Raw genomic sequence first — 25654 nt, 5'->3', positions numbered from 1 at the left:
GCGCTGCTCTACACGCTACGGGGCTAGCGACGCCCGCCCGGACGCCGGCCGCCGGGACCGCCGCGGGTTTCCTTGCGCTCTTCATTGACGCGGATGAGGTTGCCGCGAAATTCCTTGCCGTTGAGTCCGGCGATGGCTGCACGCGCCTCGTGGCCTTCCATCTCGATGAAGCCGAAGCCCTTGCACTTGCCGCTGAAGACATCGTGCATGAGCTTGATCGAGCGCACGCGGCCATGGGTGGAAAACAGCTCGGTCAGATCTTTTTCGGTGGTGTCCTGGGGCAGGTTGCCGGCATAGATGCGTAGCACTGCATTCTCCTGATGGGTAAGTGAGTAATCGACGAAGGCTTGCGCGCCAGCGCGCCGGCCCTCGCCGGATATCGGGTGGCGGTGAACCTAGCGGGCGCCGCCAGATGCGCCCCGCGACGACGAACGCTGACCGCCGCCGGCATGGCGCGGCTTGCCGGGGGCATGGCGACCGCCGCCCGGCGACGCTGGCTTGCCGCTGCCCGAGCGATGGCGTGGCTGGCCCTGACGATGGCCGCCGCCATTGTTGTTGTGATGATTTGCGCGAGGGCTCTGCGGCGCCGACGCATTGCGCTCGCGCTCGGCGGCATCAGGCAGCGACCCCGGCTCGAAACCGGCCACCAGCGACGACGGAATTTCGCGCTTGAGCAGCTTCTGGATATCGCGCAGGTATTCGCGCTCGTCCGGGCACACCAATGAGATCGCCTCACCCGACATGCCCGCGCGACCGGTGCGGCCGATCCGATGCACGTAGTCCTCCGGCACGTTGGGCAGCTCGTGGTTGATCACGTGCGGAAGCTGGTCGATGTCGATGCCGCGCGCCGCGATATCGGTGGCCACCAGCACCCGCACGCTGCCGGCCTTGAACTCGGCGAGCGCCTTGGTGCGCGCGTTCTGCGATTTGTTGCCGTGGATCGCCGCGGTGCTGATGCCCTGCTTGGCGAGCTGATCGGCCAGGCGATTGGCGCCGTGCTTGGTCCGAGTGAAGATCAGCACCTGCTTCCAGTCGCCGGCCTGCACCAGGTGGGCGATCAGCGCAGTCTTGCGCGCCTTGTCCACCGGATGCACGCGCTGCTCGACCAGTTCGGTCGGCGTGTTGCGCGGCGCCACGTCCACGCTCACCGGATCGCGCAGGAAGGTCTGCGCCAGGCTGCGAATCTCGGGGTTGAAGGTGGCCGAGAACATCAGATTCTGGCGCTTGGCCGGCAAGGACTTGAGGATGCGGCGGATGTCGTGGATGAAGCCCATGTCCAGCATGCGGTCGGCTTCGTCCAGCACCAGGGTCTCGACGCCCGACAGGTTGGCCACGCGCTGCTGCACCAGGTCCAGCAGGCGACCCGGCGTGGCGACGACGATGTCGACCCCGCGACGAAACTGGTCGATCTGCGGATTCATGCCGACACCACCGAAGATCACCGCGGTGCGGAAACCCGGCAACTGCTTGCCGTAGGTGCGCACCGACTCGCCCACCTGGGCGGCCAGCTCGCGCGTGGGCACCAGCACCAGCACCCGCGGCAGCGGCCGCGGCGAGGTGCCGGACAGCTTGTGCAGGATCGGCAAGGTGAATGCCGCGGTCTTGCCGGTGCCGGTCTGGGCGGCGGCCAGCAGGTCGTGGCCGGCGATCACCAGCGGAATCGACTGCGCCTGGATCGGCGTGGGTAGTGTGTAGCCCTCTGCTTCGAGGGCGCGCAGCAGCTCGGGCACGAGGCCCAGCTCGGAAAAACTCATGAAAACATCACTCCTGAGGCCGCCACGCCGCGTAGTTGCGCGAGCCCGGTTCAGGCAGATTCGAAAATTGGCGGACGCCGGATGGCGCCAACGGGTTTGCTGCGGAGGAGATTCTCGCCAGCAGGGGCGCAACCGGAGCGCCTCGTCAAACGGCGCGCATTCTAACCGATTGCGAGCACTACGCGGATGGCTAGGATGACCCTCGTCCGTCCCGTGGCACCGCTCATGCCTCGCTCCCGCTCGCTTCGCCTCGTCCTTCCCCTGGGTTTCCTGATGCTGTCGACCGCCGCCATCGCCCTGGGTACCCAGCCGCTGACCCCGGCCACGCTGCTGCGTCTCGAGCGCCTGTCGGAACCGCAGCTCAGCCCCGACGGGCGGCACGTGGCCTACACCGTGTGCACCGGCGACACCGGCTCCAATCTGACGCTGCGGCAGGTGTGGCTGCTGGACCGCACCCGCCGCGAGCGGCGGCCGCTGACGCAGGGCCCGGCGCATGCGCACAGCCCGCGCTGGGGCGCCGATGGCTACCTGTATTTTCTTTCCCGCCGATCAGGCTCCACCCAGCTCTGGCGGATGGATCCTGCCGCCTCCGGCGAGGCGCAGGCGGTGAGCGCGTTCGAGCGGCCGGTCCAGAGCTACCGGCTGGCACCGGATGCCTCGCGCGTGGCGGTGTCGCTGGAGGTCTTCATCGACTGTGGCGCCGACCTGGCGTGCACGACGCAGCGTCTCGAGGCGGAGCGCGAGAGCGGCGGCCGCACTTACGATCAACTGTGGGTGCGCCACTGGGACCGCTGGAAGCGCGGCACGCGCCGGCAGCTGTTCGTGTCCGAACTGGTCCGGGGACGCGCGCAGGCGCCGCGCTGGATCAGTCGCGGGCTGGATGGCGATGTGCCGGCGCCGCCTTTTGGCGACGATCGCGAGTTCGCGTTCACGCCCGACGCACAGCACCTGGTTTTCGCCATGCGGGTGGCTGGCCGCGCCGAGGCCTGGAGCACCAACCTGGACCTGTGGCGCGCGCCGGTGGACGGTGGCCAGGCGCCGCAGAATCTGACTGCCGAAAACCCGGGCATCGACACCCATCCCTTGATCGCGCCGGACGGCCGCCACCTGCTGTGGCTGTCGACCCGCCGGCCGGGCTACGAATCGGACCGCATGCGCATCCTCATGCGCGATCTGGTCAGCGGCGCCACGCGGGAAATCGCCCCCGACTGGGACCGCTCACCGCAGCACATGGCCTTGACCACGGACGGGCGCCGGCTGCTCGTCGTCGCCGATGAAGACGGCCAGCGACCGCTGTTCTCGATCGATCTTGCGCGGGGCGAGGTCCAGCGCCTGACCGCGGCCGGCAGCGTCAGCGATTTCAGCGAATCGGCCGGCCAGCTGGTGTATGCGCACAACCGTCTCGACGCGCCTGACGAGCTGTATCAACTCGATGCGCAGGGCCAACCGGAGCGGCTCACGTTTCATCACCGGTCGGTGCTGGCGGACACGGCGTTTGCCCCCTACGAGAGCTTCCGCTTCCGTGGCTGGAACGACGAACCGGTGCAGGGCTGGCTGGTCAAGCCGGCCGGCTTCGATCCCGCGCGGCGTTATCCGGTGGTCCTGCTCATCCACGGCGGCCCGCACAGTTCGATGGGCAATCAGTTTCATTTCCGCTGGAACCCGCAGATCTATGCCGGTCGCGGCTATGCGGTGCTGTTCATCGACTTTCACGGCTCCAGCGGCTACGGACAGGAATTTGCCGATTCGGTCACCGGCGACTGGGGCGGCAAGCCGCTGCATGATCTGCAAAAAGGCTGGGCCCATGCGCTGCAGCAATTTCCCTGGCTGGACCGCCACCGCGCCTGTGCGCTGGGGGCGAGCTACGGCGGCTACATGGTCAACTGGATCGCCGGGCAGTGGCCGGATGCGTTCCGCTGTCTGGTCTCGCACAACGGCATCTTCGACCTGCGCAGCATGGCCTACGCGACCGAGGAGCTGTGGTTCACCGAGTGGGAGATGGGCGGCACGCCGTTCGACAGTCCAGAGGCCTACGAGCGCCACAACCCGGTCAACCACGTCGCCAAGTGGAAGACGCCGATGCTGGTGATACACGGTGGCCAGGACTTTCGCGTGCCGCTGGAACAGGGCCTGGCAACGTTCACCGCACTGCAGCGCCGCGGCATCGAATCCAAGTTCCTGCACTTTGCGCGCGAAAACCATTGGGTGCTGGGCCCGAGCAACAGCCTGCAGTGGTACGACGCCGTGCTGGACTGGCTGGACGCGCATCTGCACAACCAGCCGGCCCCGGCCGCATCGCCGGATGAAAGTCTTCCCGACTGACCCGCAGCCGCTATGCCGTCAGCGCCGCGTAACTTTCCTGATATTCCTGTTGCAAGCCTTCGAGTTCGAACACGTCGACCTCGGGATTGATGTCGAGCTTCCGAAACGCCGGAACCCGCTGGCGATCGATGCCCGCCAATCGGCCCTCGCGATGCTGGTGACTCTGCAGCGCCGCCACCGTCACCACGTCCACGAAGTCCGGAGGGCCGTCGTGACTGCGCGAAAAATCGATCCAGCGGCTGGGCACTTCCACCAATTCCTCCGGAAAATCCCAGGCCTGCAGCACCAGGCGCCCCACGCGCGGCTGCAAGTTGCGGATGACGCGATCCAGTGCCGCGGCGTCCGGCAAATCCTCGCCCAGATTTTCGGCCAGGCGGATCACCGGCAGGCTGCCGATCTCGTGGGTCAGCCCGGCCAGCATGGCCAGCTCCGGTCGCAGTACCGTGCAGTGCGAAGCCAGGACCTGCGACAGCGCGGCCACCTCCAGGCTCTGCGCCCAGGTCTGGCGCAGACGCGCCTTGAGCGTCGGCGAGCGTGAGAAGAACAACTGCTCCAACGCCACCCCGGTGACCAGGCTGCGCACCAGCCCCATGCCCATGCGGGTGATGGCCTGCTGCAGATTGTCGATGCGCCGACCGGCATTCAACGCCGAACTGTTGGCCACGCGCAGCACCCGCACGGCGATAGCCGGATCGCGTCCGATCTCGGCGGCCAGCCGCGAGGCGGTGACGCGATCGTCCTGGGTGGCCTGGCTCACGCGCATCGCCACCTCCGGCAAGGTCGGCAGGGTCAGCCGGTCCTGCGTGAGCGCATCGACCACCGCGCGGAACAGTCGTTCTTCCTGGAGCATGGGACGCGTCGCAAAGAGGCTTGCGTCGCCATCGGCCGCAGAACGCGGCACTTGAGGCAGCGCCGACGAGCGGTCGCTTGTCGGCCCGCAGCCCGAGGTCCTGATCCGACCCGGGTTTCACCCGGGCTACCGCTCTCCGATCAGGCCGCCAGCGGCTCCCCCGCTTCGTGTTTGGCATCCAGCAGCACACGGCCGTAGCGCTGCTGACCAAACTCGGCGCGGTATGCACCGTCCTGCCAGGCCATGCGGCCACCAATCATCACGCCGGTGACGATGCCATCGGGGCGGTTGACGATCTGATGGTGCGCAAAGCACTCGCGCCAGTGGTAGCGGTAGGTGTCTTCCGGGTTCCATGCGCGCAGGCGTTCGGGGTCGATCAGCACCAGGTCGGCGCGCGCACCCGGTTCCAGCCGACCGGCGTCGATGTTGAGAAACTGCGCCGGCTCTTGCGTGAGCCGGTGCACTGCGTGCGCCACCTGCGCATCGCCGTCTTCCTGCGCAATCTTCAAGGTGCGCAGGTTGACGTCGTAGAACGCCATGTTGGTCAGGTGCGCGCCGCTGTCGTTGAAGCCCGGCAGCAGCAGCGGATGGAACAGCAGGCGCTTGACGGTGGCCGGATCGCGGTTGGCGGTCACCGTCCACCAGCGCAGCCCGGTGTCGAACGTACGCAGCAGGTGCAGAAAGAAGTCCGCCTCGTCGCAGGTCTTGGGGAAGCTGCCGAACATCGTGCGCTCGGCATCGCTGCGCGCGCCCTCGCCCCCGGCCTGCCAGCGACGCAGCCGTTCCATCACCACCTGCAGCGACTCGCCGTTCCATTCGGGCTGCGGGCAGGTGTCGATGACCATGTCGCGCAGATCGCGCGACAGCACGTTATCGTCGATGCGCAGCCAGCGCTTGAGTCGCGCCAGATTGAAGCCGCGCTTGCCGTGAAACCACATGCGGCGGAATTCGGCGACCCAGGCCGGGTCGTGCATCAAGCGCATGCGCCCCTCGCGATCTTCCAGGTCCAGCTCGTTGATCTGCCGCAGACAGGGCACTTCCTCGGCCAGCGGCGTGATCACGCCGTCGCTCCAGGTGCGGAACGGCGCACCCAGCGCCTGCAGGCGGAAGCGCCCGTTCATGAAGCGCGAATTAAGCATGCGCGACATCAGCAGCGCCAGCTTCACCAGCGAGCGGTTCATGTGCAGGTCCAGCGCCGCCACCGCCGCCACGCGCAGCGGCTTGCCGTGCAGGCGGCCGGAGGTCAGCGAGAAATTGCGGAATACCTGCTTGGGACTGTCCTTGGGTGGCGTCGCCTGCCACAGGCGATCCCACTTGCGCAGAATCCCGGTGAGAAATTTCAGCTCCGAGAACGGCGCAAACTGCGTCGGAATCTGCTTGTGGGTGTTGGGCTGGTTAGCCAGGAAATGAAACGGCAGCGCATCGGTGGAGAACCCCACGTAGCCTTCCTGCATCCCCTTCTCAAGCAACGCGCCCATGCGCTGAAGTTCGTCCGACGTGGGCTCGCGCGTCACCGAAGCCTGCAGACCCATGACCTCGATGCGCAGCATCGAGTGCGGAATCATCGGCACGATGTTGGGCCCCAGCGCCAGGTCGCCCAGGTGCGCCAGATAGGCCTTGGAGTCGGTCCAGGTCGCCTGATTCGCAACCTGCGACAGCACATGCTTGGGCACGTTCTCCACCCGCGCAAAGCAGTCCACCACCGGATCGGCGCCGTCGCGCCGCTGGTTGCCGTATGCCAGACCCAGCGAGCAGTTGGCGACCAGCACGGTGGTGGTGCCGTGCCGCACCGCTTCGGGCAGGCCCGGTTCGATCTCCACCTCCAGATCGAAATGGGTGTGAATGTCGAGCAGGCCTGGCGTGAGCCAACGACCCTGCGCATCGATCACTTCCCGCGCCTGCGCGGCCGGCAGGTCTGCGGCCATCGTCGCCACGCGGCCATCGGCCACCGCCACGTCCACCCGCTGCGGTGCGCCACCGCTGCCGTCGAACACGATGGCGTTGCGTATCAGCACGTCCCACTGTCCGCGACTGCCGTCCATGGTGCTGCTCCTCAGAATGCCTGCGGCCGGCCGGTTGTCGGCGCCTCAGCGCAAGAGTAGGCCGGCCGCGCGCCCAAGATCACTAGCAAGATCACCCCATCGGCGCGCGACAATATCCCCGAATTCGCCATCATCCCTCCATGTCCTCGCCTTCCGACTCCCCGCAGACCTGGCGCAACTGGTCCGGTGCGCAGACCGCCGCCCCGCGGCAATGGCTGCGACCGCGCGACGAAGACGAGCTGATCGCGGATCTGAAGTCGGTGAAGGGCGCGCTCAGAGTCGTCGGATCCGGACATTCCTTCAGCCCGCTGTGCCTCAGCGATGACACGCTGATATCTCTGCAGCACCTGCAGGGGCTGGTCGATGTCGATCCGTCGCAGTTGCAGGCCACGGTCCGCGCCGGCACCAGCTTGCGGCAACTGGGACCGCTGCTGTGGCAGCACGGCCAGGCGCTGATCAACCAGGGCGACGTCGACCCGCAGACGGTGGCCGGCGCCTGCGCCACCAGCACGCACGGCACCGGCGTCGGCCTGGGCTCGTTGTCTTCGGTGGTGCGCGCGATCCGGTTGTTGACCGTGGACGGCGAGGCCCTGCATGCACACGCGCAGCAACATGCGGAGATCTATCAGGCCGCACGCACCTCGCTGGGCGCACTGGGTGTGGCCACGCAGCTGCGGCTGCAGAATCGCCCGACCTATCAGCTACGCGAGCGCGAGTTTTTGCTGCCACTCCGCCAGCTTCTTCCGGATATCGGGCAACTCTCCCGCCAGCATCGCCATTTCGAGTTCTGGGTGTTCTTTCAGGCCGACCATGCCATCGTCAAGACCCTTGACGAAACCGATCTGCCCGCGACTCCGCCCGCGCGCCTGCAGTTGCCGGTGACCACCGTGCTGAACCTGGCCTCCGAGATCGCGCATCGCATCCCCGGCATGGACGGCACGATGCAGCGCATGCTCACGGCCTTGCACAGCGCAAGCGACCGAGTCGGCCGCGCATACGAGATTTTTCCCAGCCCACGCGACGCCCGCTTCAACGAGATGGAATACGAGATTCCGATCGCGCAGGGTCCAGCCTGCCTGGACGAAATTCTTCACACCGTAAAGGCATCGGGCCTGCGCACACTGTTCCCGCTCGAATACCGCACTGTCGCCGCAGACGATGCCTGGCTGTCGCCGTTCTACGGTCGCGATAGTGCGTCGATCTCCTTGCATCAATATCACCGCTTTGACTGGCGCCCGCTGTTCAATCTCGTCGAACCCATTTTCTGGAAGTACCAGGGCCGCCCGCACTGGGGCAAGTTGCACACACTGCGCTACGCGCAACTCGCCGCGCTGTATCCGCGCTGGGACGATTTTCAGCGCGTGCGCTGCCAGCTCGATCCCCAGGACCGCCTGCTCAACGCGCACCTGCGCGAGCTGCTGATTCCATGAGACCGCGCGACCGCGGTGCGCCGCACGCACCCTACTTCGCCGCGCTCAACGCCGAGCTGCGCCGCAACGGCCCGATGCGACCCTGTCTGCTGATCGATTTGGACCGGCTGGATCACAACCTAGCCCGTGTTACTGAATCGGTCTGCCGCGGCGGCAAGCAATTACGCCTGGTGGAAAAGTCACTGCCCTGCCTGCCCTTGCTGGAATACGCTGCACGGCGCGCGGGCACACGTCGCTTGATGTCGTTCCACCAACCCTTTCTCAATCAGGACGCCGAGGCTTTCGCCGATGCCGACCTGCTGCTGGGAAAACCGCTGCCGGCCGGTTCTGCCGCACGTTTCTATGCGCAACTGCGGGGTCGTTTTGACCCCACCCGGCAGTTGCAGTGGCTGATCGATACGCCCGCGCGCCTGCAGCAGTATCTGGAGCTGGCGCGCGGGCTCGGGACCTGTCTGCGCATCAATATCGAGCTGGACATCGGTCTGCATCGCGGCGGTGTCAGCGAGCTTGCAGCACTGGATGCGCTGCTGAATCAGATTGCCGCGAATCCGCAGCACCTGCAGTGGTCCGGCTTCATGGGCTATGACCCGCATGTGGTCGCGGTGCCGCGCATCATTGCCACGCGACAACAATTGCTCGACCGTGCGCTGGCGCGTTACCTGCAATTCGTGGAACACGCACAGCAACATCATTCCAATCTCTGTCACGCCGGGCTGGTTTTCAACACCGCCGGCAGTCCCACCTATCGCCTGCACGAACCGGAAACGCTGTGCAACGAGCTTTCGGTGGGGAGCGCGCTGCTCAAACCTGCAGATTTCGACCTTGACACTCTGGCCGATCATCTGCCGGCGGTCTTCATCGCCACGCCGGTGCTCAAGTCCACTGGCGCAATTCAATTGCCGGGGCTGGACGCGCGCTCGAAATTTTTGGCGTGGTGGAACCCCAACCGGCGACAGACGCATTTCATTTACGGCGGCAACTGGATGGCGAACTACGTCTCGCCCGCCGGCCTGCAGCCCAACGCGCTGTACGGCCGCAGCGCTAACCAGGAATTGGTCAACGCTTCCCCCGCCGCGGGCCTGGATATTGACGACCACGTATTCCTGCGCCCACGCATCAGCGAATCGGTGCTGCTGCAGTTCGGCGATGTGCTGGCGGTGCGCAACGGCAGGATCGAGGCGCAGTGGCCGGTCTTCGAACAACGCGATTGAGGCGGCTGACCACGACACATGGACGCAACGAGGTCCCGGTATGGTCCAACGAGCCGCTTACCTGAATTCTCCATGCCATGACCCCTCACCGACTTTCCCATCCGCTGGCGGTGTTGCTCACGCTGCTCGTTACCGGCGTGAGCGCCCACCCGGACGAGCACCGGTCCGACCACAACGCGCGCTGGCTGGCCGGTGACCATCACATTCACAGCCGCTACAGCGTGGGCCTGAATCGCGAAACAGACCCACCGACGCCGATCCTCGGCGGTGATGCGGTCTACCCGATTGCGATGAACGCGGTGATGGCGCGCCAATACGGCCTGGACTGGACCGTGGCGACGGATCACGGCGGCCCCAATCACGCCAGAATCAATCTGGAATTTGCCTATCCCGAGCTGCTGGAATCGCGCAAAGCGGTGCCCGACCTGGTGCAGTTCTTCGGCATGGAGTTCGACACGCCCGGTGCCGATCACTCCAGCATCATCATGCCGCACTCGCATGACGAAGCCACCCATCTGCATCGCATCGAAAGCCGCTTCAACAAGCGCCAACCCTGGCCCGAAGATCCGTCATGGGACACCGAGCCACGCATGCTCGAAGCACTCGAAGCGATGAAGGCGCTGCCGCAGCTGCCGCTGGTGATCGCCCATCATCCCTCGCGCTCGGCGCCTGATCTGGGCGAATACGGGATGACCGCGCCCACCGAGCTACGCGCCTGGAACGACACCGCGCCACATATCGCCGTGGGGATGGAGGGTGCGCCTGGCCATCAAGCCACCGGCCAGATGCGCGAACACCTGGCGCCGTCGATGTACGAGCAGTACTTCAAGGGCAAGCGTCCACGCGGCGCTTACGGCCGGTACCCGACCCTGGGCGGCTACGACCAGATGACCGCGCGCCTCGGCGGTTTCTGGGATTCGATGCTCGGCGAAGGACGTCGCTGGTGGATCACCGCAACCTCCGACAGCCACATTCACTGGAGCGAAGGCGGCGCGGATTTCTGGCCTGGCGAGTATTCCAACACCTATGTACTGGCCGAGAAAAACCATGGATCCATCCTCGCCGCGCTACGCGCCGGCAGGATATTCGTCACCACCGGCGACCTGATCTCGGAACTATGGGTCACCGCGCGTGCGGGCGACGTTCAAGCCGACATCGGCGGCAGTCTGGCGGCGCAGCGCGGCGACGACGTCAATCTGCGCATCCGTTTCCTCGATCCGGACGCACCCAACCACAACGGCGATACACCATCGGTTTCGCGCGTGGACCTAATCGTCGGCGACATCACCGGCCCAGCCGCCCGGCCGGATGTGGACATCCACCCCTCGACCCGTGTCGCCGCACGTTTCACCCCCGAACAGTGGCATCGCGACGGCGCCTACCGGGTGATAGAACACACGCTCAAGAACGTTCGCGCGCCGATCTACCTGCGGGTACGGGGCACCAATACCGACGAACTGGAGCCACAACCGGACCGCGACAACGAAGACGCCTGGCAGGACCTGTGGTTCTACTCCAACCCGGTGTTCGTGGAACTGGCGGGATCCTGACCTGGCGGATCGCATCCAGTGTTTCCGTAAGTCTGCTCGGGTATCCGGGCACACCACCGTCAGCCAGCCCCAGCGGTTTTGACGCCAGGCATCAGCATAGTCAGAGTTATGGTCGTTTTTTGCGAGGCAATCGCATGCGCACCATCCAAGCATCCGTATTCAAGACCCACTGCCTGACACTGATGGACGAAGTCGCGACCAGTGGCGAGTCGCTGCTCATCACCAAGCACGGCAAGCCGGTGGCCGAACTCAAGGCGCACCGGCCGCCGCCTGTGAAGTCGCTGATCGGGCTGCACAAGGACCAGATCAAGATCCTCGGCGATATCATCTCGCCGGCCTACGACGGCGAGTGGAATGCGCTGAAGTGATCCTGCTGGACACTCATGCGCGGGTATGGGCCGACACCGACATCAAGAAGCTCGGCCGCAAGAGCCGGGCGCTGATCGAGCGCGGATCGTCACAAGGCGGTGTTGCGATCAGCGCCCTGAGCTTCTGGGAAGCGACACTGCTCCACGAGCGCGGACGAATCGCTTTGCAGCTACCGCCCACGCAGTGACGCCACGAGCTACTCGAAGGCGGCCTGCAGGAAATCCCCGTGGACGGCGCCATTGCCATCCGTGCTGCGGGCCTCGCCAACCTGCCCGGCGACCCCATCGACCGCCTGATCGTCGCCACCGCGCTGGAGCGCGGTGCCATTCTGATCACTGCGGATGCACCGCTGCTGCGCTGGAAGCACGCGCTGAAGCGGCATGACGCGCAAACCTGAACGATGAGCTTGCCGCTCGGCCTTTCGCGATCACGGCCTTCGTTGCCCTCAGGTGCTGCGAGGCGGCCGCATGAAATGAGGCGGCACTGCACCGCTCAGGTTCGCCAGAAACGCCGGTGACAGCCAGGACCGCGCCTGCAACGCTGCGCCAGGTCTGATCTTCTATCCAACGCATGGACGCCTCCAAGACGGAAGGTCGGTGCGCGCAGGTGTCCGGATCCTGCCAGCACGCTTGGGCTCATCCTTCCAGGTAGCGCGCCTTGAGTTGGGCGAGCTTGGCGTCGTCCACACCGAGCTCGCGCTCGAGGAAATTCTCGACGCTGCCGTAATCCTTCTCGATCTGCTCGAACATGGCCTCGATGAACTCCGGCTCGGAGCTGAGCAGCACCGCACGCGCCTCAGGCGACCACTGTTCCATCATCGCGCGGAACGGTGATTCTCTCTTCTGTGTGTTGCTGTTGCTGGCGGGTGCGGCAAACGCCTTCTCGAAATCCACCACGTCGTCGGACATCGCGTAGTCCGCCACCACCACCTCACGCGGTACGCCGAGCGCGCTGAGCAGCAGCGCCGCGATGCGGCCGGTGCGGTCCTTGCCAGCGGAGCAGTTGAACGCCAGCGGTGCCTTGCCCTGCGCAAGCTGATCGAACACCGCGGTGTACTGCTGCTTGAACTCGTAGGCGCCGTGCCGGTAGTTGTGCTTGAACGCCTCGCGGGTCAGCTCTGGGTCGGTCACCGGGCCCTTGCGCATCATGTCGGCCAGGCTGGGGCCGTCGCCGTCGACTTCGGCCCTGCGCGCTTCCATCAGCGGCTGCTCCCAGGCCAGGTACTGCAGCGCCGGGTCAATGCGCTGCCACTGCGTGGGCTCGAACTCACGCTCCTGCGGCGAGCGCAGGTCACACATCACGGCGATGTCCAGACTGCGCAGGTAGTCGTAATCGGCGTCGGTGAAGTTGGCCATGTTGCCGGAGCGATAAATCTTGCCCCAGGCCACACGCCGACCATCCACCGTTTCGTATCCACCCATGTCACGAAAGTTGCGACCGCCTTGCAGCGGCAGCACGCGCTCAGCGACCCACTGACCCTCGCCTTGTTTGGGTTGCAACCAGACGTAGGGACGTGCGTCGGTCTTCAACTCAAGGCGATGGACGCCGTCGGCGTCGGCCTTGGAAATCAGCTTGCGCTTGGCTGCGGGCGCATCGGGCGTATCGGCGAGATACACGTCCACCGTGGCCGGCGCCTGCCAGCGGATGTTCAGAGCCTGGCCGTCGCGGGACAGTTCGGCGGATTGCAGTTCGGCGTTCGCCGTGGTGGCGTGGGCCAAGCCGGCGAGCAGCAGCACGCTGGCGGCCAGAGCACGGGAAACCAGCAGGTGTTGCGGATTGGTTTTCATGAGTAGGTCTCTAGAGGCTGGCGCGAACGCCGAATAGATAGCGGCGGCCGAAGGCTTCCACTTCGGTGGGACGAGATTCGTCACCGGCGTAACGAATGCCCAGCTCGTCGGTGAGATTGTTGGCATCCATGTAGAGCGTGATCACGCGGGTCAGCTCGTAACGCACCGACAGATCCACGCGCTCGGTCGCTTCCCAGAAGGTGTCGGTCTGCGCGTCCACCGAGATGTCATCCAGCCAGTCGGTGCGGTGCTGATAACCCAGACGGATGGAGAAGTCATAGTTCTCGTAGAACATCGCCACGTTGGTGATGCGGTCTGAAGTCCCGGGAAAGTCCACTTTGCGTCCCTCAGGCGTCGTAAAGCTGCCCTCGAGGAAAGACACGCTGGCCTGCATGCCCAGACCTTCCAGTGCGGGCGGCACAAAAGTCCACGGCTGGTTGTAGGTGAATTCCACGCCGTAGAGTTCGCCGTCCTCGCCGTTGAGGGTGGTCTCGAATTCGTAAGCAGAACGATCCACGCTGCCAGTATTGAAACGGTCATCACCGACCACGGTGACCGAGTCGAACAGCACTTGATCGACATCGCGGTAGAACGCGTTGGCCGCCAGCAACGCGGCCTTGGCGAAGTACCACTCCAGCGAGGTGTCGGCACCGTAGGCGGTCTCCGGTTCGAGATCGGGATTGCCGCCGGTTACGCGCAGATTGGTGTCGTTGAGGCTGGCATTGGCGCGCAGCTCGTTGAAGCTGGGACGCGCCGCGCCGGTGACACCGGACAGCCGGTACTTGAGCGTGTCGGTGACATCGACATTCCAGTGCACGCTGGGAAACAGATCCGTAAAGCTGTTCTCCACTGCCAGCGGGCTGCGGATGGGTGCGCCACCGTCGACGCCGGGTTGGGTGACATTACCGGCGCTACGGATGTCCACGCGTTCCACTCGCACGCCGGCGAGCAGCCCGTGGCGTCCCCATTGCCATTTGTTCATCGCGTAGGCCGCCGAGATGTCCTCATCGACCTGATACGCCTGACCCGCATCGGCGGTCGGCACCGCAAAGTTGCCGGTGCCGGCGGCATTGGCTGCGCGCGCCGCGCTCAGCACGCCGTCGAGCTGACCACGCAGGCCACGATTGTCGATGTAATTCCAGTCGAAACCGCGCTGGAACTGCTCGTCGATCCGCTCGCCAGTGATGAAGTCGAACGGCGTCCATGCCACGCCCAGTGCCTCGGCGGTCTGGCGCAACGGCAGCGAGCCGACGGTGCCGTCCGGCCTAAGCAGTGCCACCGCACCGGGACTGACCGATTCGCGGGTGTCGTACTGGAAGCCGACGCTGAAGGTGGACGGCCCGCCGACCACGTTCAGCTCGCGCTCCAGATCGCCCTTGAGGGTGTAAGACTCGGACTCCGAGCCGCCACCGAAATACGCCAGCACTTCGGTATCGAATGCACGCTGATCGAGCCGGCTGGAGCCATCATCGCCAATGGTGACGGTCGGGAAATTCGGTCCGGCCTGATAGCCCAGATTAGGCCGCAGCCCCGCGTCAGCCGACACCTGGGCCACCAGCGGCAGGTCGGTAAGGTCCTCGGTCTCGGTATACGCAAGCTGCCACTCGGCGAGCCAGGGTCCCAGCGCGTGCTCGCCGCGCAGCACGTTGTAGAAGGTGTTGTTCTCATAGTCGCCTTCTTCGAACAACCCCTGCACCGGCACCCCCTGCAAATCCGCCGACCCGAAGTCGCGCGTACCGCCAGCGGCGCCGGCAAAATTGAAGGTGTACTGATTGCGAAGTTCGTCGTCCTTGAACTCGGTGTAGAGGCTGGTGAAGCTCAGGCGATGCCCCGGCGCGACCTCGAGCTCGAACTTGCCCGAGTAGGCGTTGGTTTCGCGGATGGTCACGTACTTGGCCGCGCGCAACGCGGAGATGCCCGTTGCGTCGTACGCAGGTTCGGCATTGTCGGCCTGCTGCTCGAACTCGAAGTGGGACGCCGCGAACACCGCGCCGATGCGACCATCGCTCCAGGCCACGCGACCGGAATAAGACTCCTGTGGCCCGTCGGCGAGATCGATGTAGCCATAGCCGGCTTCGAGCTGCGTATCCCAGCCCGGGTTGTCCAGCGCCGAGAAGGTATTGATGTTGACGCGCCCGGCCAGCGCTTCGGAGGACATGTCCGGCGTCAGGGTCTTGCTCAGCTCCACCGAGCCGATCAGCGCGGCGGGCACCGAGTCGAAGCGGAACACGCGATCCTGCGCGCCCAGCACGTTGATGCCGTCGAAGGACACCTGGGTCCAGCGCGCCGGACCGCCGCGCACCTGGATGAAACGCTCCTGGCCCTGGTCGCGCTGCACCGCGATGCCTGGCAGGCGCGCCAAGGCCGCCGCCGCCGTCTGGTCGGGGAAACGCCCAATGGTGTCAGAGGCGATGACGTTGACCACGTTGACGGCATCGCGCTGCGCGTTGATGGACGCCTCCAGGCTGTCGCGGATGGGCGTGGCGGTGACCGTGATCTCGGTGACTTCTGCGGTTGCATCGGTCGCCACGTCTGCCTGTTGCGGCGACTCTGGCGCCGGGGTCTGCGCCCCTTCCTGCGCCGCCAGTGATAACGGCAAGGTCGCCAGACCGATCAGATACAGCGGCCACCATGGGCCGCGCACCGGCGTGATCGCCTCGCCACGGCGCCGGAGGCGCAGTCGCTTGAACAACGGGTACTGCGATTCCATCCCCTGACTCCCATGCCCTTGAATCAGTCAAGGATGGCCGGGGTGGTTGACGCGTTAATGAAGCAACGATGAAAACTGGACGGCGGCTGCGCGTCAGCAGACATGCTTTCGTCATCTTGCCGTCATCAGACGATGCGCCGATCGCGTCGGCGCCGGCATGCTGTTCTCTCCATGAACTCGGCACGGACACGGGGAACCGTCACGCTCAACGAAGTGACCGCGAAGCGGCGGACGAAGCACTTGCATCCACTCACAGAGCGGCGCACCGATCGGCCACAAGACCCTTCGCAATGCTCAGAATGACAGGCCTCCAGTTCATCGGGCACAGCGCGCGCCACCGCGCGGGCGGAAGCCTCACACCGACGCGCTGCGCGCCAGCATGCCGGTGGTGGAATAACCCTGGTGGAAGTCCAGCACCACCACCTCGCCGCCATTGGCCTTGACCGCGTCGAAGCCGGCGATCTGCTCGGGCAGATAGTCGCCGCCCTTGACCAGCACGTCGGGCAGCACCTGACCGATCAGGCGTGCAGGGGTGTCTTCGGAAAACGCAACCACGTGATCGACGCAGCGCAACGCGGCGAGCACGCGCATGCGGTCGGCGCAGGTGTTGACGGGCCGGTTCGCACCTTTCAGGCGTCGCACGGAATCATCTTCGTTGACGGCGACGATCAGGGTATCGCCAAGACGTCGTGCCGCTTCCAGGTAGCGCACATGGCCGACATGCAGCAGATCGAAACAGCCGTTGGTCATCACCACTCGCTGGCCGCGTTCGCGCAGGCGCTGCACGCGCAGCAATAGTTGTGCCTCGCTGACCAGGGCTTCTTCGCCGGCGGCGGGTTGGTGCAGCGCCGCTTCCAGCTCCAGACGTGAGGCACTGGCGGTGCCGAGCTTGCCGACCACGATGCCGGCGGCGAGATTGGCCAGGCGCACGGCGTCGGCGAGGTCTTCGCCGACCGCGATGGCGGCGGCGAGCGCGGCGATGACGGTGTCGCCAGCGCCGGTGACGTCGAACACTTCACGCGCCACCGTGGGCAGATGCAGCGGCGGATGCCCGGGTCGCAGCAGGGTCATGCCGCGCTCGCTGCGGGTGATCAGCAGGGCCTGCAGTTGCAGGTCGGTGAGCAGGCGTGCGCCCCTGCCGACCACATCGTTGTCGTCCGCGCAGGCGCCGACGATCGCTTCGAACTCGCCCATGTTGGGGGTGAGCAGGGTGGCGCCGCGATAGGGCGTGAAGTCGCGACCCTTGGGATCGACCACGACCGGCTTGTTCAGCGCACGTGCCTGCGCGATCAGGGCCGGCGCGTCGCGCAAAGTGCCCTTGGCGTAGTCCGACAGCACCGCGGCCTGCACGTCGGCGAGCTGCAGCGTGAAGCGTTCGATCAGTTGCGCGCGATCGAACGCGCCATCGGTGGCGTAGGACTCTTCGAAATCCAGGCGGATCACCTGCTGATTGCGCGACAGCACGCGCAGCTTGGTGATGGTGGGCAGCTTGGGCGATTCGAGAAACCTGGGTTCCACGCCCACCTGCCGCAATTGCGCGGCCAGACTCGCAGCCGGCGCATCGCGGCCGACCACGCCGATCAGGTCCACGCGCGCGCCCAGCGCCGCCAGGTTGAGTGCGACGTTGGCGGCGCCGCCGGGACGGGATTCGTCCTTGCCCACGCGCACCACCGGCACCGGCGCTTCCGGCGAGATGCGCTGGGTGGGGCCGGACCAGTAGCGGTCCAGCATGACGTCGCCCGCGACCAGCAGGCGGATTTCTGAGAAATCGGGAACCTGGTTCACGAACTTGCGGGCGGTGCCGGCATGGCGGCAGCTTCCACGTCCACATTCACGTCCACGCCGTCGTAGATGTCGGCCAGCGCGATCTCCACTCCACCGGTGCTCAGGCGCAGCACCTGGTCCAGGCCTTCGATCAGTTCGTACGCCCAGTGCCCCTGGCCGCGGCGGAACACTTCGACCTGCGGCGCGGTTTGCGAGAGCAGCACGTACTCGGCCAGCGACTCGATGCGCTGGTAGTGCCGGAACTTGCCGCCGCGATCCCAGGATTCGGTGGACGGCGACAACACTTCGAAGATCGCCGACGGGTTGGTCAGGGTGTCGTGTTCGCCGTCGATGAACTGCGGCGAGCCGCACACGATCAGCACGTCGGGATACGTGTAGAGGCGGCTCTGGTCCACGCGCGTGCGCAGGTCTTGCGATACCACCCGACAAGGCTTGCCACGCAGGCGGGCATGGACCGCGGCGGCCAGATTGGCGGTGACGACGTTATGGGGATAGCTCGCGCCGGTCATGGCGTACATCTCGCCATTGACCCATTCGCACTTGCGCTCGCGCGAGGCGCGCTCCAGCGCGAGGTATTCGGTTTCGCTCGTTCGCGGCTTGGGCACGGCAGTCATGGCGTGTTCCGGGACGACTCCGGGCCCAAGCTTAGCGCGCGCTCAGGTATGGCTGAGCCATTCCGCGTACTTCTCGTTGCGTCCCTTGACCAGATCCAGATAGGCCGCCTGCAGCTTGGCGGTGATCGGACCCCGGCCACCGTCGCCGACCGGTCGATTGTCTACTTCGCGGATGGGCGTGACCTCGGCGGCGGTACCGGTGAAGAAGGCCTCGTCGCAGCAATACAGCTCGTCGCGGGTGATGCGGCGCTCGGTGACCTTGTAGCCGTGATCGGCCGCCAGCTGCATCACGGTGCGGCGGGTAATGCCGTCCAGACAGGCGTTCAGGTCCGGCGTGTGGATCTCGCCGCGCTGGATGATGAAGATGTTCTCGGCACTGCCCTCGGCAACGTGGCCACTGGTGTCCAGGGTGATCGCCTCGTCGTAGCCGTCGCGCAGCACTTCGTTGAGCGCCAGCATGGAGTTGATGTAGTTGCCGTTGGCCTTGGCGCGCGCCATCGAGCTGTTGACGTAGTTGCGCTGGAAGCTGGAGGTCTTGACGCGGATGCCGCGTTCCATGTTGTCCGCACCCAGGTAGGCGCCCCAGGTCCAGGCGGCGACGATCACGTGGGTCCTCAGATTGTCCGCACGCAGGCCCATGCCCTCGGCCCCGTAGAACACCATGGGACGCAGGTACGCTTCCTTCAGACCATTGCGGCGCAGCACTTCGAGCTGCGCTTCGTTGAGCTCACCCTGGCTGAAGGGCATCTTCATGCCCAGGATCTTGGCCGAGTTGAACAGCCGCTGGGTATGTTCCTGCAGGCGGAAAATGGCGGTGCCCTGTGGGGTCTGGTAAGCGCGCACGCCCTCAAAACAGCCGACGCCGTAATGCAGGGTGTAGGTCAGGACATGGGTCGTGCAGTCGCGCCAGGGGCGCATCTCGCCGTCGTACCAGATCCAGCCGTCGCGGTCGGCCATCGTTGTCATAAAGGGTGTTCCTTGGCTCTAGCTGGAGTAAACAAAGCCCGCCGGGAGAGGCGGGCGAACCCTATTATATGTTGGATGAAGCTCGCTTCCCCGCCCCCGCGGCGCATCCTGATCGTCCGCATCTCGGCACTGGGCGACGTGGTGTTCTGCACCTCGCTGCTGGCCGGCCTGAGACAGGCATACCCGCAAGCGCATATCGCCTGGCTGCTGCAGTCGCGCTGGGCCGATCTGCTGCAGGGCGATGCACGCGTGGATCAACTCATCCGGCTGCCAGCCGGCGCTACCGACTCGCTGGCCGGGGCGCGGGCGACACACCGGCTGCTGCGCGCAGAACCGAGGTTCGACTGGGTGATCGATGCCCAGGGCCTGCTCAAGACGCGCGTGCTCGCGCGGATGGCACCGGCCGATATCCGCATCGGCCTGCGCTCCAGGGAGCCCGGTGCGTTCCTGGTCCACCGCCTGTTCGACAAGGGCGGCAACGTCGACGACATCAGCTCCGAGTATCGTGATCTGGCGCAGCAACTGACCGGCCAGGATCCCGGCCCGCCACACCTGCAGCCCACAGCCGAACAGCGCGCGCGCGCGCTGAGTCTGCTGGCACAGCAAGGTCTGCCCGGCCCCTACATTGCGTTCTGCCCCTACACCACGCGCCCGCAGAAACACTGGATGCCAGAGCACTGGCCGCAACTCGCACAAGCGCTGGTGCCCTTGCAGCGGGGTCCCTGCGTGATTTTTGGCGGCCCGGCCGAGCGCGACGATGCCCAGCTGCTACACGCGCAACTGCCAGCGGGCTCGGTAAACCTGGCGGGCCGCACGCCGCTGGAGTTGCTGCCGGCGCTGCTCGAACGCGCCGCCCTGATCGTCGGTGTCGACACCGGCCTGACTCATATCGGCATCGCCGTGCAACGACCGACCTTGGCGCTGTTCGGCTCCACCTGTCCTTACACCCGCGGCGCCGACAGCCCCTTGCGGGTGATGTACGACGCCCTGCCCTGCGCGCCCTGCCGGCGCCATCCGACCTGCGGCGGAACCTGGGACTGCCTGCGCGGCCTGACGCCGGCGCGCGTCGCCGCCGCGGCGCGCGAACTACTCCAGCACCGATGAAGATCGTTCACGTCGAAACCGGCCGCCATCTCTACGGCGGCGCGCAGCAAGTGGCCTATCTGCTCGACGGGCTGCAACAGCGCGGCGTGGACAACCTGCTGGTGTGCACCCCGGGCGCTGTTATCGGCCAGCACTTTGCCGGCAGCACTGTGCGGGTGCGTGCGCTGCGCTGCTGGGCCGGCGACATCGACGTCGGTTTCGCCTTCGGCCTGCGCCGGCTGCTGGCCGAAGAAAAGCCCGATCTGGTGCATCTGCACTCGCGCCGCGGCGCCGACGTCATGGGCGCCTGGGGTGTGCAGATGGCCGGCCTGCCCTGTGTGCTGTCGCGGCGAGTCGACAACCCCGAACCGCGTTGGTGGTCCGCACTCAAGTACCGCCTGCATGATCGGATCATCGCGATCTCGCACGGCATTGCCGAAGTCCTTGCGGCGCAGGGTGTGCCCGCCGGCAAGCTGTGCGTAGTGCGCTCCAGCCTGGACCCCAGGGCCTGGCAGCAGCCGCAGACACGCGCGGACTTCGCCGTACAGTTCGGCGTCCCCGAGGATGCGGTGCTGATCGGCGTGATCGCGCAGCTGATCGAGCGCAAGGGACATCGCGTGCTGTTCCGCGCGCTGCGTCAGTTGCCGCAGCGCGAGCGCGTGCGGGTGATCTGCTTCGGCCAGGGCGCCCTGCGCGAAAAGCTCGAGCGCGAGGCTGCCGAACTGGATGGCATCGTGCGCTTCGCTGGCTTTCGTGCGGATCTGCCGCGCTGGCTCGGCTGCCTGGATCTGGTGGCGCATCCGGCGTGGATGGAAGGCCTGGGCGTGTCCCTGCTGCAGGCCGCCGCCGCCAGCGTGCCGGTGATCGCCAGCCGTGCCGGCGGCTTGCCCGAGGCGGTGCGCGACGGTGTCACCGGCGTGCTGGTGGAACCCGGCGACGTCGACGCCTGGACGGCCGCCCTGGCCACACTGGTCGCCGATCCGGACCGTCGGCGCCAGCTTGGCGCGCAGGGCCGCGACCGCATCGAGCAGGAGTTTTCGGTGGACGCGATGGTCGACGGCAATCTGGCGGTGTATCGGGAGTTGCTCGGCGGCGGGTAGCGTCGCCAGGCCAGGATCGGCCTCAATGCCGCAGCCGCGTAGCCGGTGTCATGCCTTGTAGACGCCGGTAGAAATCCAGCGTCGATTCCAAGGTCTTGCGCTCTCCGTAGCGATGCCGGTAGTGGTGCAGGCCGTTGCCGGCCAGTGCGGCGCGCAGCGATGCATCGCCGAGCACGCGCTGCATCGCGGCAGCCATGCGCGGCACGTCCTGAGTCGGACACAACAGGCCGGTGTCGCCGCTGTGGATCAGCTCGGTGCCGCCGGCGGTCTCGGTACACACCACCGCCACGCCCTGGCTCCAGGCTTCCAGCACCACGTTGCCGAGCGGCTCCACCCGCGACGGACACACGAACAGGTCGGCCATCGCGATCACCGGCAGCGGCTGCTCCAGCCAGCCGGTGAAGTGCACACGCGGCTCCAGGGCGCTGCTGCCCGCACGCAGCTCCGCCATCATCGGGCCGTCGCCGATCAGCAGCAGGTGCACCGGCCGATCGCGGATACGGGCCGGCAGCCGTGCGAACGCGGCCAGCAGGTCCGGAAAACCCTTCTTGTCGATGAAGCGTCCCATCGACACCACCAGCAGCGCCTCCACCGGAATGCCCAGCGACTCGTGGCTCACCGAGGGCACTGTGCCGGCTGGTAGTTCGGGCACGAAGTTGTTGATCCATTCCACCCGGTTGGGCGGAAAGCCCTTGCCGACCATCCAGTCGCGCAGTCCGCGGGTGTTGGCAATCCAGCCGTCGGCGTGGCGGAAATAGCGCAACTTGTAGTAGCCGCCCAGGCGCGCGACGTGGACGACTCCCGGCGGCGCGCGGGTCAGCCAGGTGGCGCGCGAGGCCCAGCTCTGGATCACCTGCGCACCGTGCGCCAGGGCGGCCTGGCGGATCGCACGGATGCTGGCGAGGTCCACGAAATTGCGCATCGGCAGACTGCATAGCGGCAGTTCGCCGTCGAGCAGGCGCGCCAGTTCCGAGCCCTGGCGGACCGCCGCCATGACCGGGTTGCCCGCGTGCTGCAAGGCCGTGGCAATACGCTGGAAGCTGGTTTCGGCGCCGCCCATGCGCGGACTGGCGATGACCTGCAAACTGCGGACGGCGTGCATCATCGGCGGTGGAAAGGAACCAGGCCCATGTGCGCAAGGTAACGCTGCGCGCTCCAGTCTGCGCGGTATTCGCTCACCGCCTGTCGCAGCAGGTCAGTCGGCAGCGGGTCCGCCAGGGTGTCCGCCATGGCGCGCGCCATGCCCGCATGGTCGCCCACCGTCACCAGAGCGCCGTAGCGGCCGCCGTCCAGAATCTCGGCCGGTCCGCTGGGACAGTCGGTGGACACGCAGGGAATACCCAGCGCCAGGGCCTCGGTCAGCGCGTTGGGCGAACCCTCCCAGGCCGAGGACAGCACGAACAGGTCGGCGCGCGCGAGCCAGGCGTAAGGATTGGTCTGGAAGCCGGGTAATAGCAGACGCTGGCTGACGCCCAGCTCGGCGGCGCACCGTTGCAGGCGCTGCCGGTACTCTGGGTTGGGCGCATCGCCGAGCAGGATCAGCCGCGAAGGCACGGCGTCCTGCAGCGCGGCGAACGCGCGCAGCAGGGTGAGGAAATCCTTCTGCCGGGTCAGCCGCCCCATGCCGACAATCACCGGCAGCGTCTTGTCGGCCAGCCAGGGATGCGGCGCTGACTGCGCCGCCTGTTCGGCCAGTTGCGCGGTGATCACCGGATTGCGGATCACCTGCACGCGATCGGCCGGCATTCCGGTGACCGCGATGGTGTCCTGGCGCACGCCCTCGGATACCGCGATGACGCCATCGGCCTCGGGATAGCGTTTGCGCATCGGCCGCGTCCGCAACCAGCGGCTGAAGGCATCCTTGCGGCTTAGCGCGGCCGACAGGTTGGTGCCCAGGCGGATGAACACCGGCACCGGCACCCCGGCACGGCGACGCGCCGCCAGCGCCGCACGGCCGGCGCGGTCCTTGGCCACCAGCAGCGCATCGGGCTGCACCTGGCGTAGATAGCGCGCGACCTCGCCCACGCTGGTCCAGGCATGGCGCGCATCCAGGCGCATCAGATTCACCGCGGTGGGGATGCGCTGTGCGTGGCCGCCTTCGATCTTCAGGGCCAGCAGATCCACATCCACGTGGTGCACGAATTCCGCGCACAACTGGGTGACCATACGCTCGACACCGCCGTCGCCGGAGAACGAGATCATCACGCCCACGCGCGGCCGCCGGGCTCCGACATCGGCCCTGGTTTCAGCCCAGGCTTCAGTTTTGGTTTCAGACATAGTCCAGCGGATCAGCCTCGGAGGCGGGCACGCCAGCGCCCTCGATGGTCAGGCGATGCCAGATGGCGAACTGCAGCAGGCTCCAGACCTCGCGGGTGACGTCATGGTGCGCGGCCTGGCGTTGCAGCAGCACGTGCACCGCCTGCGGCCGGCACCAGCGCCGGATCGCCGGGTTGCGCGGTAGCTCTGTCGCAAGCCGGCTCAGGAAATCCCCGCGCAGCCATTCACCCACCGGCACGTGAAATCCGGCCTTGCGCTGCCACAGGTGATCGGCTGGCAGGAACGATTCTGCCCAGCGCTTCAGAAAAACCTTGCCCGCGTCGCGGCGTACTTTCAGCGCGTCAGGCAGCGACAAGCCGAACTCGATCACGCGGTGATCGCAAAACGGTACACGGCCTTCGACGCTGCAGGCCATCAGCATGCGGTCGGACTTCACCAGCAGGTCGTCGGCCAGATTGGTGGCGATGTCCACATACTGGCGTCGCTGCAGGTCGGACCACGCGGCAGGGGTGTCCGACCAAGCCTGGATGTACGGCTTGCGATGGGCCGCCAGCGCGGCGCTCAGTTCGGTACCGAACAGCTTGCGCACCCACGTGCCCTTCAATTCGCCGCGCGCGCGAAAGCCGCCGCTGCCCGGATAACGCAAGGACTTGTAGCCGCGCTCAACCGCGCCCGGTCTATAGCGGCCATACCCGGCAAAGGCCTCGTCGCCGCCCTCGCCGCTGAACACCACTTTGAGGTCGCGGCCCGCCGCTTCGGCCAGGGCCAGGGTCGGCAGGCAGGCGTAGTCGCGCATCAGGTCGTCTGCCGCCCACGCCATGCGCGGCAGGCGCCGCAGCACCTGTTGCGAGGACAGCACGATCGCCTGGTGATCGGAATCGAAAAGCCTTGCCATGCGCTGCGCGCCGTCGAGTTCGTCCTTTTGCCGTGCGTCCGACCAGCCGATGGAATACGTTCTGATGCGCTGCGCTTGCAGGCCTTGCAACTGCGCCAGCAGCACGGCCGAATCCACCCCGCCGGACAGGAACAATCCCAGCGGCACGTCGGCGCGCAGGTGCTCGCGCATCACCTGCTCGAACAGCGGCGTCCACGCCTCCGCAGCCTGCTCGAAGCTCAGGCGCTGCGGCTGCACGTCGGTGGCTCGCCAGTAGCGCAGAGACTCGATCTGCAGGTCGCTGCCGATGCGCAGCGCCTCGCCCGGCAGCACGCGATGGATGTCCCGAAAAATGGTGTCGCGACCGCTGCAGTGCTGGTTCTGGAAATACTGGGCCAGCGCCACCGGATCGATCTGCGGCTGCTGCGGAAGCGCTGGCAGCAGGGCCTTGAGTTCGGAGGCGAACAGCAGGCGGTCCGGCAGGAGCGCGTAGTACAGCGGCTTGATGCCCAGACGGTCTCGCACCAGCCACAGCTCGCGCTGCGCATGATCGAACAGCGCAAACGCGTACATGCCGTTGAGGCGGGTCAGCGACTGGCGCCCCCAATGCGCCCAGCCGTGCAGCGCGACCTCGCTGTCGGAGCGCGTGAGCGGGCGCGCGCCGCACGCTTCGAGCTCCTGGCGCAGCTCGACGTAGTTGTAGATCTCGCCGTTGGCGACCAGCGCATAACGGCGCTCGGCATCGAACAGCGGCTGATGCCCGCCGGGCAGGTCGATGATGGCCAGGCGTGTGTGCGCGATGCCGAAGCCCTGCGAGCAGTAGACGCCACTGTCTTCCGGGCCGCGATGCGTAAGCGTGGCCGCCATGCGCTGCAGCAGCGCCTCGTCGGCAGATTCGTGACGCGTCACCATGCCGGCGATTCCGCACAT

20 protein-coding genes and 1 pseudogene are annotated in these 25654 nt (G+C 66.5%); 9 read left to right on the top strand and 12 right to left on the bottom strand.

What is annotated here, in order from left to right; all coding sequences use genetic code 11:
• Positions 1 to 23: 23 nt before the first annotated feature.
• Complete coding sequence (locus tag ACOOHP_RS20250; RefSeq protein ID WP_420468283.1) at positions 24 to 308, bottom strand: RNA recognition motif domain-containing protein; 285 nt, start codon at positions 306 to 308, stop codon at positions 24 to 26.
• A gap of 87 nt (positions 309 to 395) precedes the next feature.
• Entirely contained in the window at positions 396 to 1754 is a 1359-nt protein-coding gene (locus tag ACOOHP_RS20245; protein ID WP_420468282.1) for a DEAD/DEAH box helicase, read from the bottom strand.
• A gap of 273 nt (positions 1755 to 2027) precedes the next feature.
• Here ACOOHP_RS20245 and ACOOHP_RS20240 point away from each other — a divergent pair, with 273 nt between their 5' ends.
• Positions 2028 to 4076 carry a prolyl oligopeptidase family serine peptidase gene (locus ACOOHP_RS20240; RefSeq protein ID WP_420468281.1) on the top strand — a complete coding sequence of 683 codons (2049 nt, stop codon included), beginning with the start codon at positions 2028 to 2030 and terminating at the stop codon, positions 4074 to 4076.
• A 10-nt stretch (positions 4077 to 4086) separates the two neighbouring features.
• Here ACOOHP_RS20240 and ACOOHP_RS20235 read toward each other — a convergent pair whose 3' ends face one another.
• Both ACOOHP_RS20235 and ACOOHP_RS20230 read right to left on the bottom strand, forming a co-directional pair.
• Positions 4087 to 4926: an HDOD domain-containing protein gene (locus ACOOHP_RS20235; RefSeq protein ID WP_420468280.1), complete on the bottom strand. Its 840-nt coding sequence runs from the start codon at positions 4924 to 4926 to the stop codon at positions 4087 to 4089.
• Between the two features lie 140 nt (positions 4927 to 5066).
• Positions 5067 to 6968 carry an N-acyl-D-amino-acid deacylase family protein gene (locus tag ACOOHP_RS20230; protein WP_420468279.1) on the bottom strand — a complete coding sequence of 634 codons (1902 nt, stop codon included), beginning with the start codon at positions 6966 to 6968 and terminating at the stop codon, positions 5067 to 5069.
• A gap of 140 nt (positions 6969 to 7108) precedes the next feature.
• On the opposite strand from ACOOHP_RS20230, the gene ACOOHP_RS20225 reads away from it, so the two are divergent.
• The 6 genes and pseudogenes from ACOOHP_RS20225 to ACOOHP_RS20200 all read left to right on the top strand — a co-directional run.
• On the top strand, positions 7109 to 8398 hold the full coding sequence (locus tag ACOOHP_RS20225; protein ID WP_420468278.1) for a D-arabinono-1,4-lactone oxidase: 1290 nt from the start codon (positions 7109 to 7111) through the stop codon (positions 8396 to 8398).
• Positions 8395 to 9609 (top strand): DSD1 family PLP-dependent enzyme, encoded by a 1215-nt coding sequence (locus ACOOHP_RS20220; protein WP_420468277.1) that lies wholly within the window; start codon positions 8395 to 8397, stop codon positions 9607 to 9609. Before ACOOHP_RS20225 ends, ACOOHP_RS20220 begins: the two co-directional genes overlap by 4 nt.
• Before the next feature lie 77 nt (positions 9610 to 9686).
• Complete coding sequence (locus tag ACOOHP_RS20215) at positions 9687 to 11159, top strand: phosphoesterase (RefSeq protein WP_420468276.1); 1473 nt, start codon at positions 9687 to 9689, stop codon at positions 11157 to 11159.
• 134 nt (positions 11160 to 11293) lie between these two features.
• Positions 11294 to 11527: a type II toxin-antitoxin system Phd/YefM family antitoxin gene (locus tag ACOOHP_RS20210; RefSeq protein ID WP_420468275.1), complete on the top strand. Its 234-nt coding sequence runs from the start codon at positions 11294 to 11296 to the stop codon at positions 11525 to 11527.
• The gene (locus ACOOHP_RS20205; RefSeq protein WP_420468274.1) at positions 11524 to 11715 is read left to right on the top strand and encodes a hypothetical protein; all 192 of its coding nucleotides are present in this window, start codon (positions 11524 to 11526) and stop codon (positions 11713 to 11715) included. The genes ACOOHP_RS20210 and ACOOHP_RS20205 overlap by 4 nt, the downstream gene beginning before the upstream one ends.
• 18 nt (positions 11716 to 11733) lie before the next feature.
• Positions 11734 to 11925: pseudogene (locus ACOOHP_RS20200) on the top strand (PIN domain-containing protein); the annotation flags it as partial.
• A 238-nt stretch (positions 11926 to 12163) separates the two neighbouring features.
• Here the strand turns inward: ACOOHP_RS20200 and ACOOHP_RS20195 are convergent.
• The 5 genes from ACOOHP_RS20195 to ACOOHP_RS20175 all read right to left on the bottom strand — a co-directional run bounded on the left by ACOOHP_RS20195 (position 12164) and on the right by ACOOHP_RS20175 (position 19390).
• Entirely contained in the window at positions 12164 to 13315 is a 1152-nt protein-coding gene (locus ACOOHP_RS20195) for a tyrosine-protein phosphatase (RefSeq protein WP_420468273.1), read from the bottom strand.
• Between the two features lie 10 nt (positions 13316 to 13325).
• On the bottom strand, positions 13326 to 16025 hold the full coding sequence (locus ACOOHP_RS20190; RefSeq protein ID WP_420468272.1) for a TonB-dependent receptor: 2700 nt from the start codon (positions 16023 to 16025) through the stop codon (positions 13326 to 13328).
• Between the two features lie 354 nt (positions 16026 to 16379).
• A complete protein-coding gene (hldE, locus tag ACOOHP_RS20185) occupies positions 16380 to 17756 on the bottom strand; it encodes a bifunctional D-glycero-beta-D-manno-heptose-7-phosphate kinase/D-glycero-beta-D-manno-heptose 1-phosphate adenylyltransferase HldE (RefSeq protein ID WP_420468758.1) in 1377 nt (458 codons plus the stop codon).
• Between the two features lie 50 nt (positions 17757 to 17806).
• Entirely contained in the window at positions 17807 to 18424 is a 618-nt protein-coding gene (locus tag ACOOHP_RS20180) for a Uma2 family endonuclease (protein WP_420468271.1), read from the bottom strand.
• Between the two features lie 42 nt (positions 18425 to 18466).
• Positions 18467 to 19390: a branched-chain amino acid transaminase gene (locus ACOOHP_RS20175; protein ID WP_420468270.1), complete on the bottom strand. Its 924-nt coding sequence runs from the start codon at positions 19388 to 19390 to the stop codon at positions 18467 to 18469.
• Between the two features lie 75 nt (positions 19391 to 19465).
• Here ACOOHP_RS20175 and ACOOHP_RS20170 point away from each other — a divergent pair, with 75 nt between their 5' ends.
• Both ACOOHP_RS20170 and ACOOHP_RS20165 read left to right on the top strand, forming a co-directional pair.
• Positions 19466 to 20494: a glycosyltransferase family 9 protein gene (locus ACOOHP_RS20170; RefSeq protein ID WP_420468269.1), complete on the top strand. Its 1029-nt coding sequence runs from the start codon at positions 19466 to 19468 to the stop codon at positions 20492 to 20494.
• Positions 20491 to 21573 carry a glycosyltransferase family 4 protein gene (locus tag ACOOHP_RS20165; RefSeq protein WP_420468268.1) on the top strand — a complete coding sequence of 361 codons (1083 nt, stop codon included), beginning with the start codon at positions 20491 to 20493 and terminating at the stop codon, positions 21571 to 21573. The genes ACOOHP_RS20170 and ACOOHP_RS20165 overlap by 4 nt, the downstream gene beginning before the upstream one ends.
• Positions 21574 to 21595: 22 nt before the next feature.
• Here ACOOHP_RS20165 and ACOOHP_RS20160 read toward each other — a convergent pair whose 3' ends face one another.
• The 3 genes from ACOOHP_RS20160 to asnB are packed head-to-tail and all read right to left on the bottom strand — an operon-like array spanning position 21596 to position 25654.
• Positions 21596 to 22678 (bottom strand): glycosyltransferase family 4 protein, encoded by a 1083-nt coding sequence (locus tag ACOOHP_RS20160; RefSeq protein ID WP_420468267.1) that lies wholly within the window; start codon positions 22676 to 22678, stop codon positions 21596 to 21598.
• Positions 22675 to 23850 carry a glycosyltransferase gene (locus ACOOHP_RS20155; protein WP_420468266.1) on the bottom strand — a complete coding sequence of 392 codons (1176 nt, stop codon included), beginning with the start codon at positions 23848 to 23850 and terminating at the stop codon, positions 22675 to 22677. The genes ACOOHP_RS20160 and ACOOHP_RS20155 overlap by 4 nt, the downstream gene beginning before the upstream one ends.
• A complete protein-coding gene (gene asnB, locus ACOOHP_RS20150; RefSeq protein ID WP_420468265.1) occupies positions 23843 to 25654 on the bottom strand; it encodes an asparagine synthase (glutamine-hydrolyzing) in 1812 nt (603 codons plus the stop codon). Before asnB ends, ACOOHP_RS20155 begins: the two co-directional genes overlap by 8 nt.

Source organism: Panacagrimonas sp. (assembly GCF_965216805.1).
Classification (GTDB): Bacteria; Pseudomonadota; Gammaproteobacteria; order Nevskiales; family Nevskiaceae; genus Panacagrimonas.
Note: the sequence above shows the minus strand (reverse complement) of the source record. Positions and strands in the feature narration are given on the sequence as shown.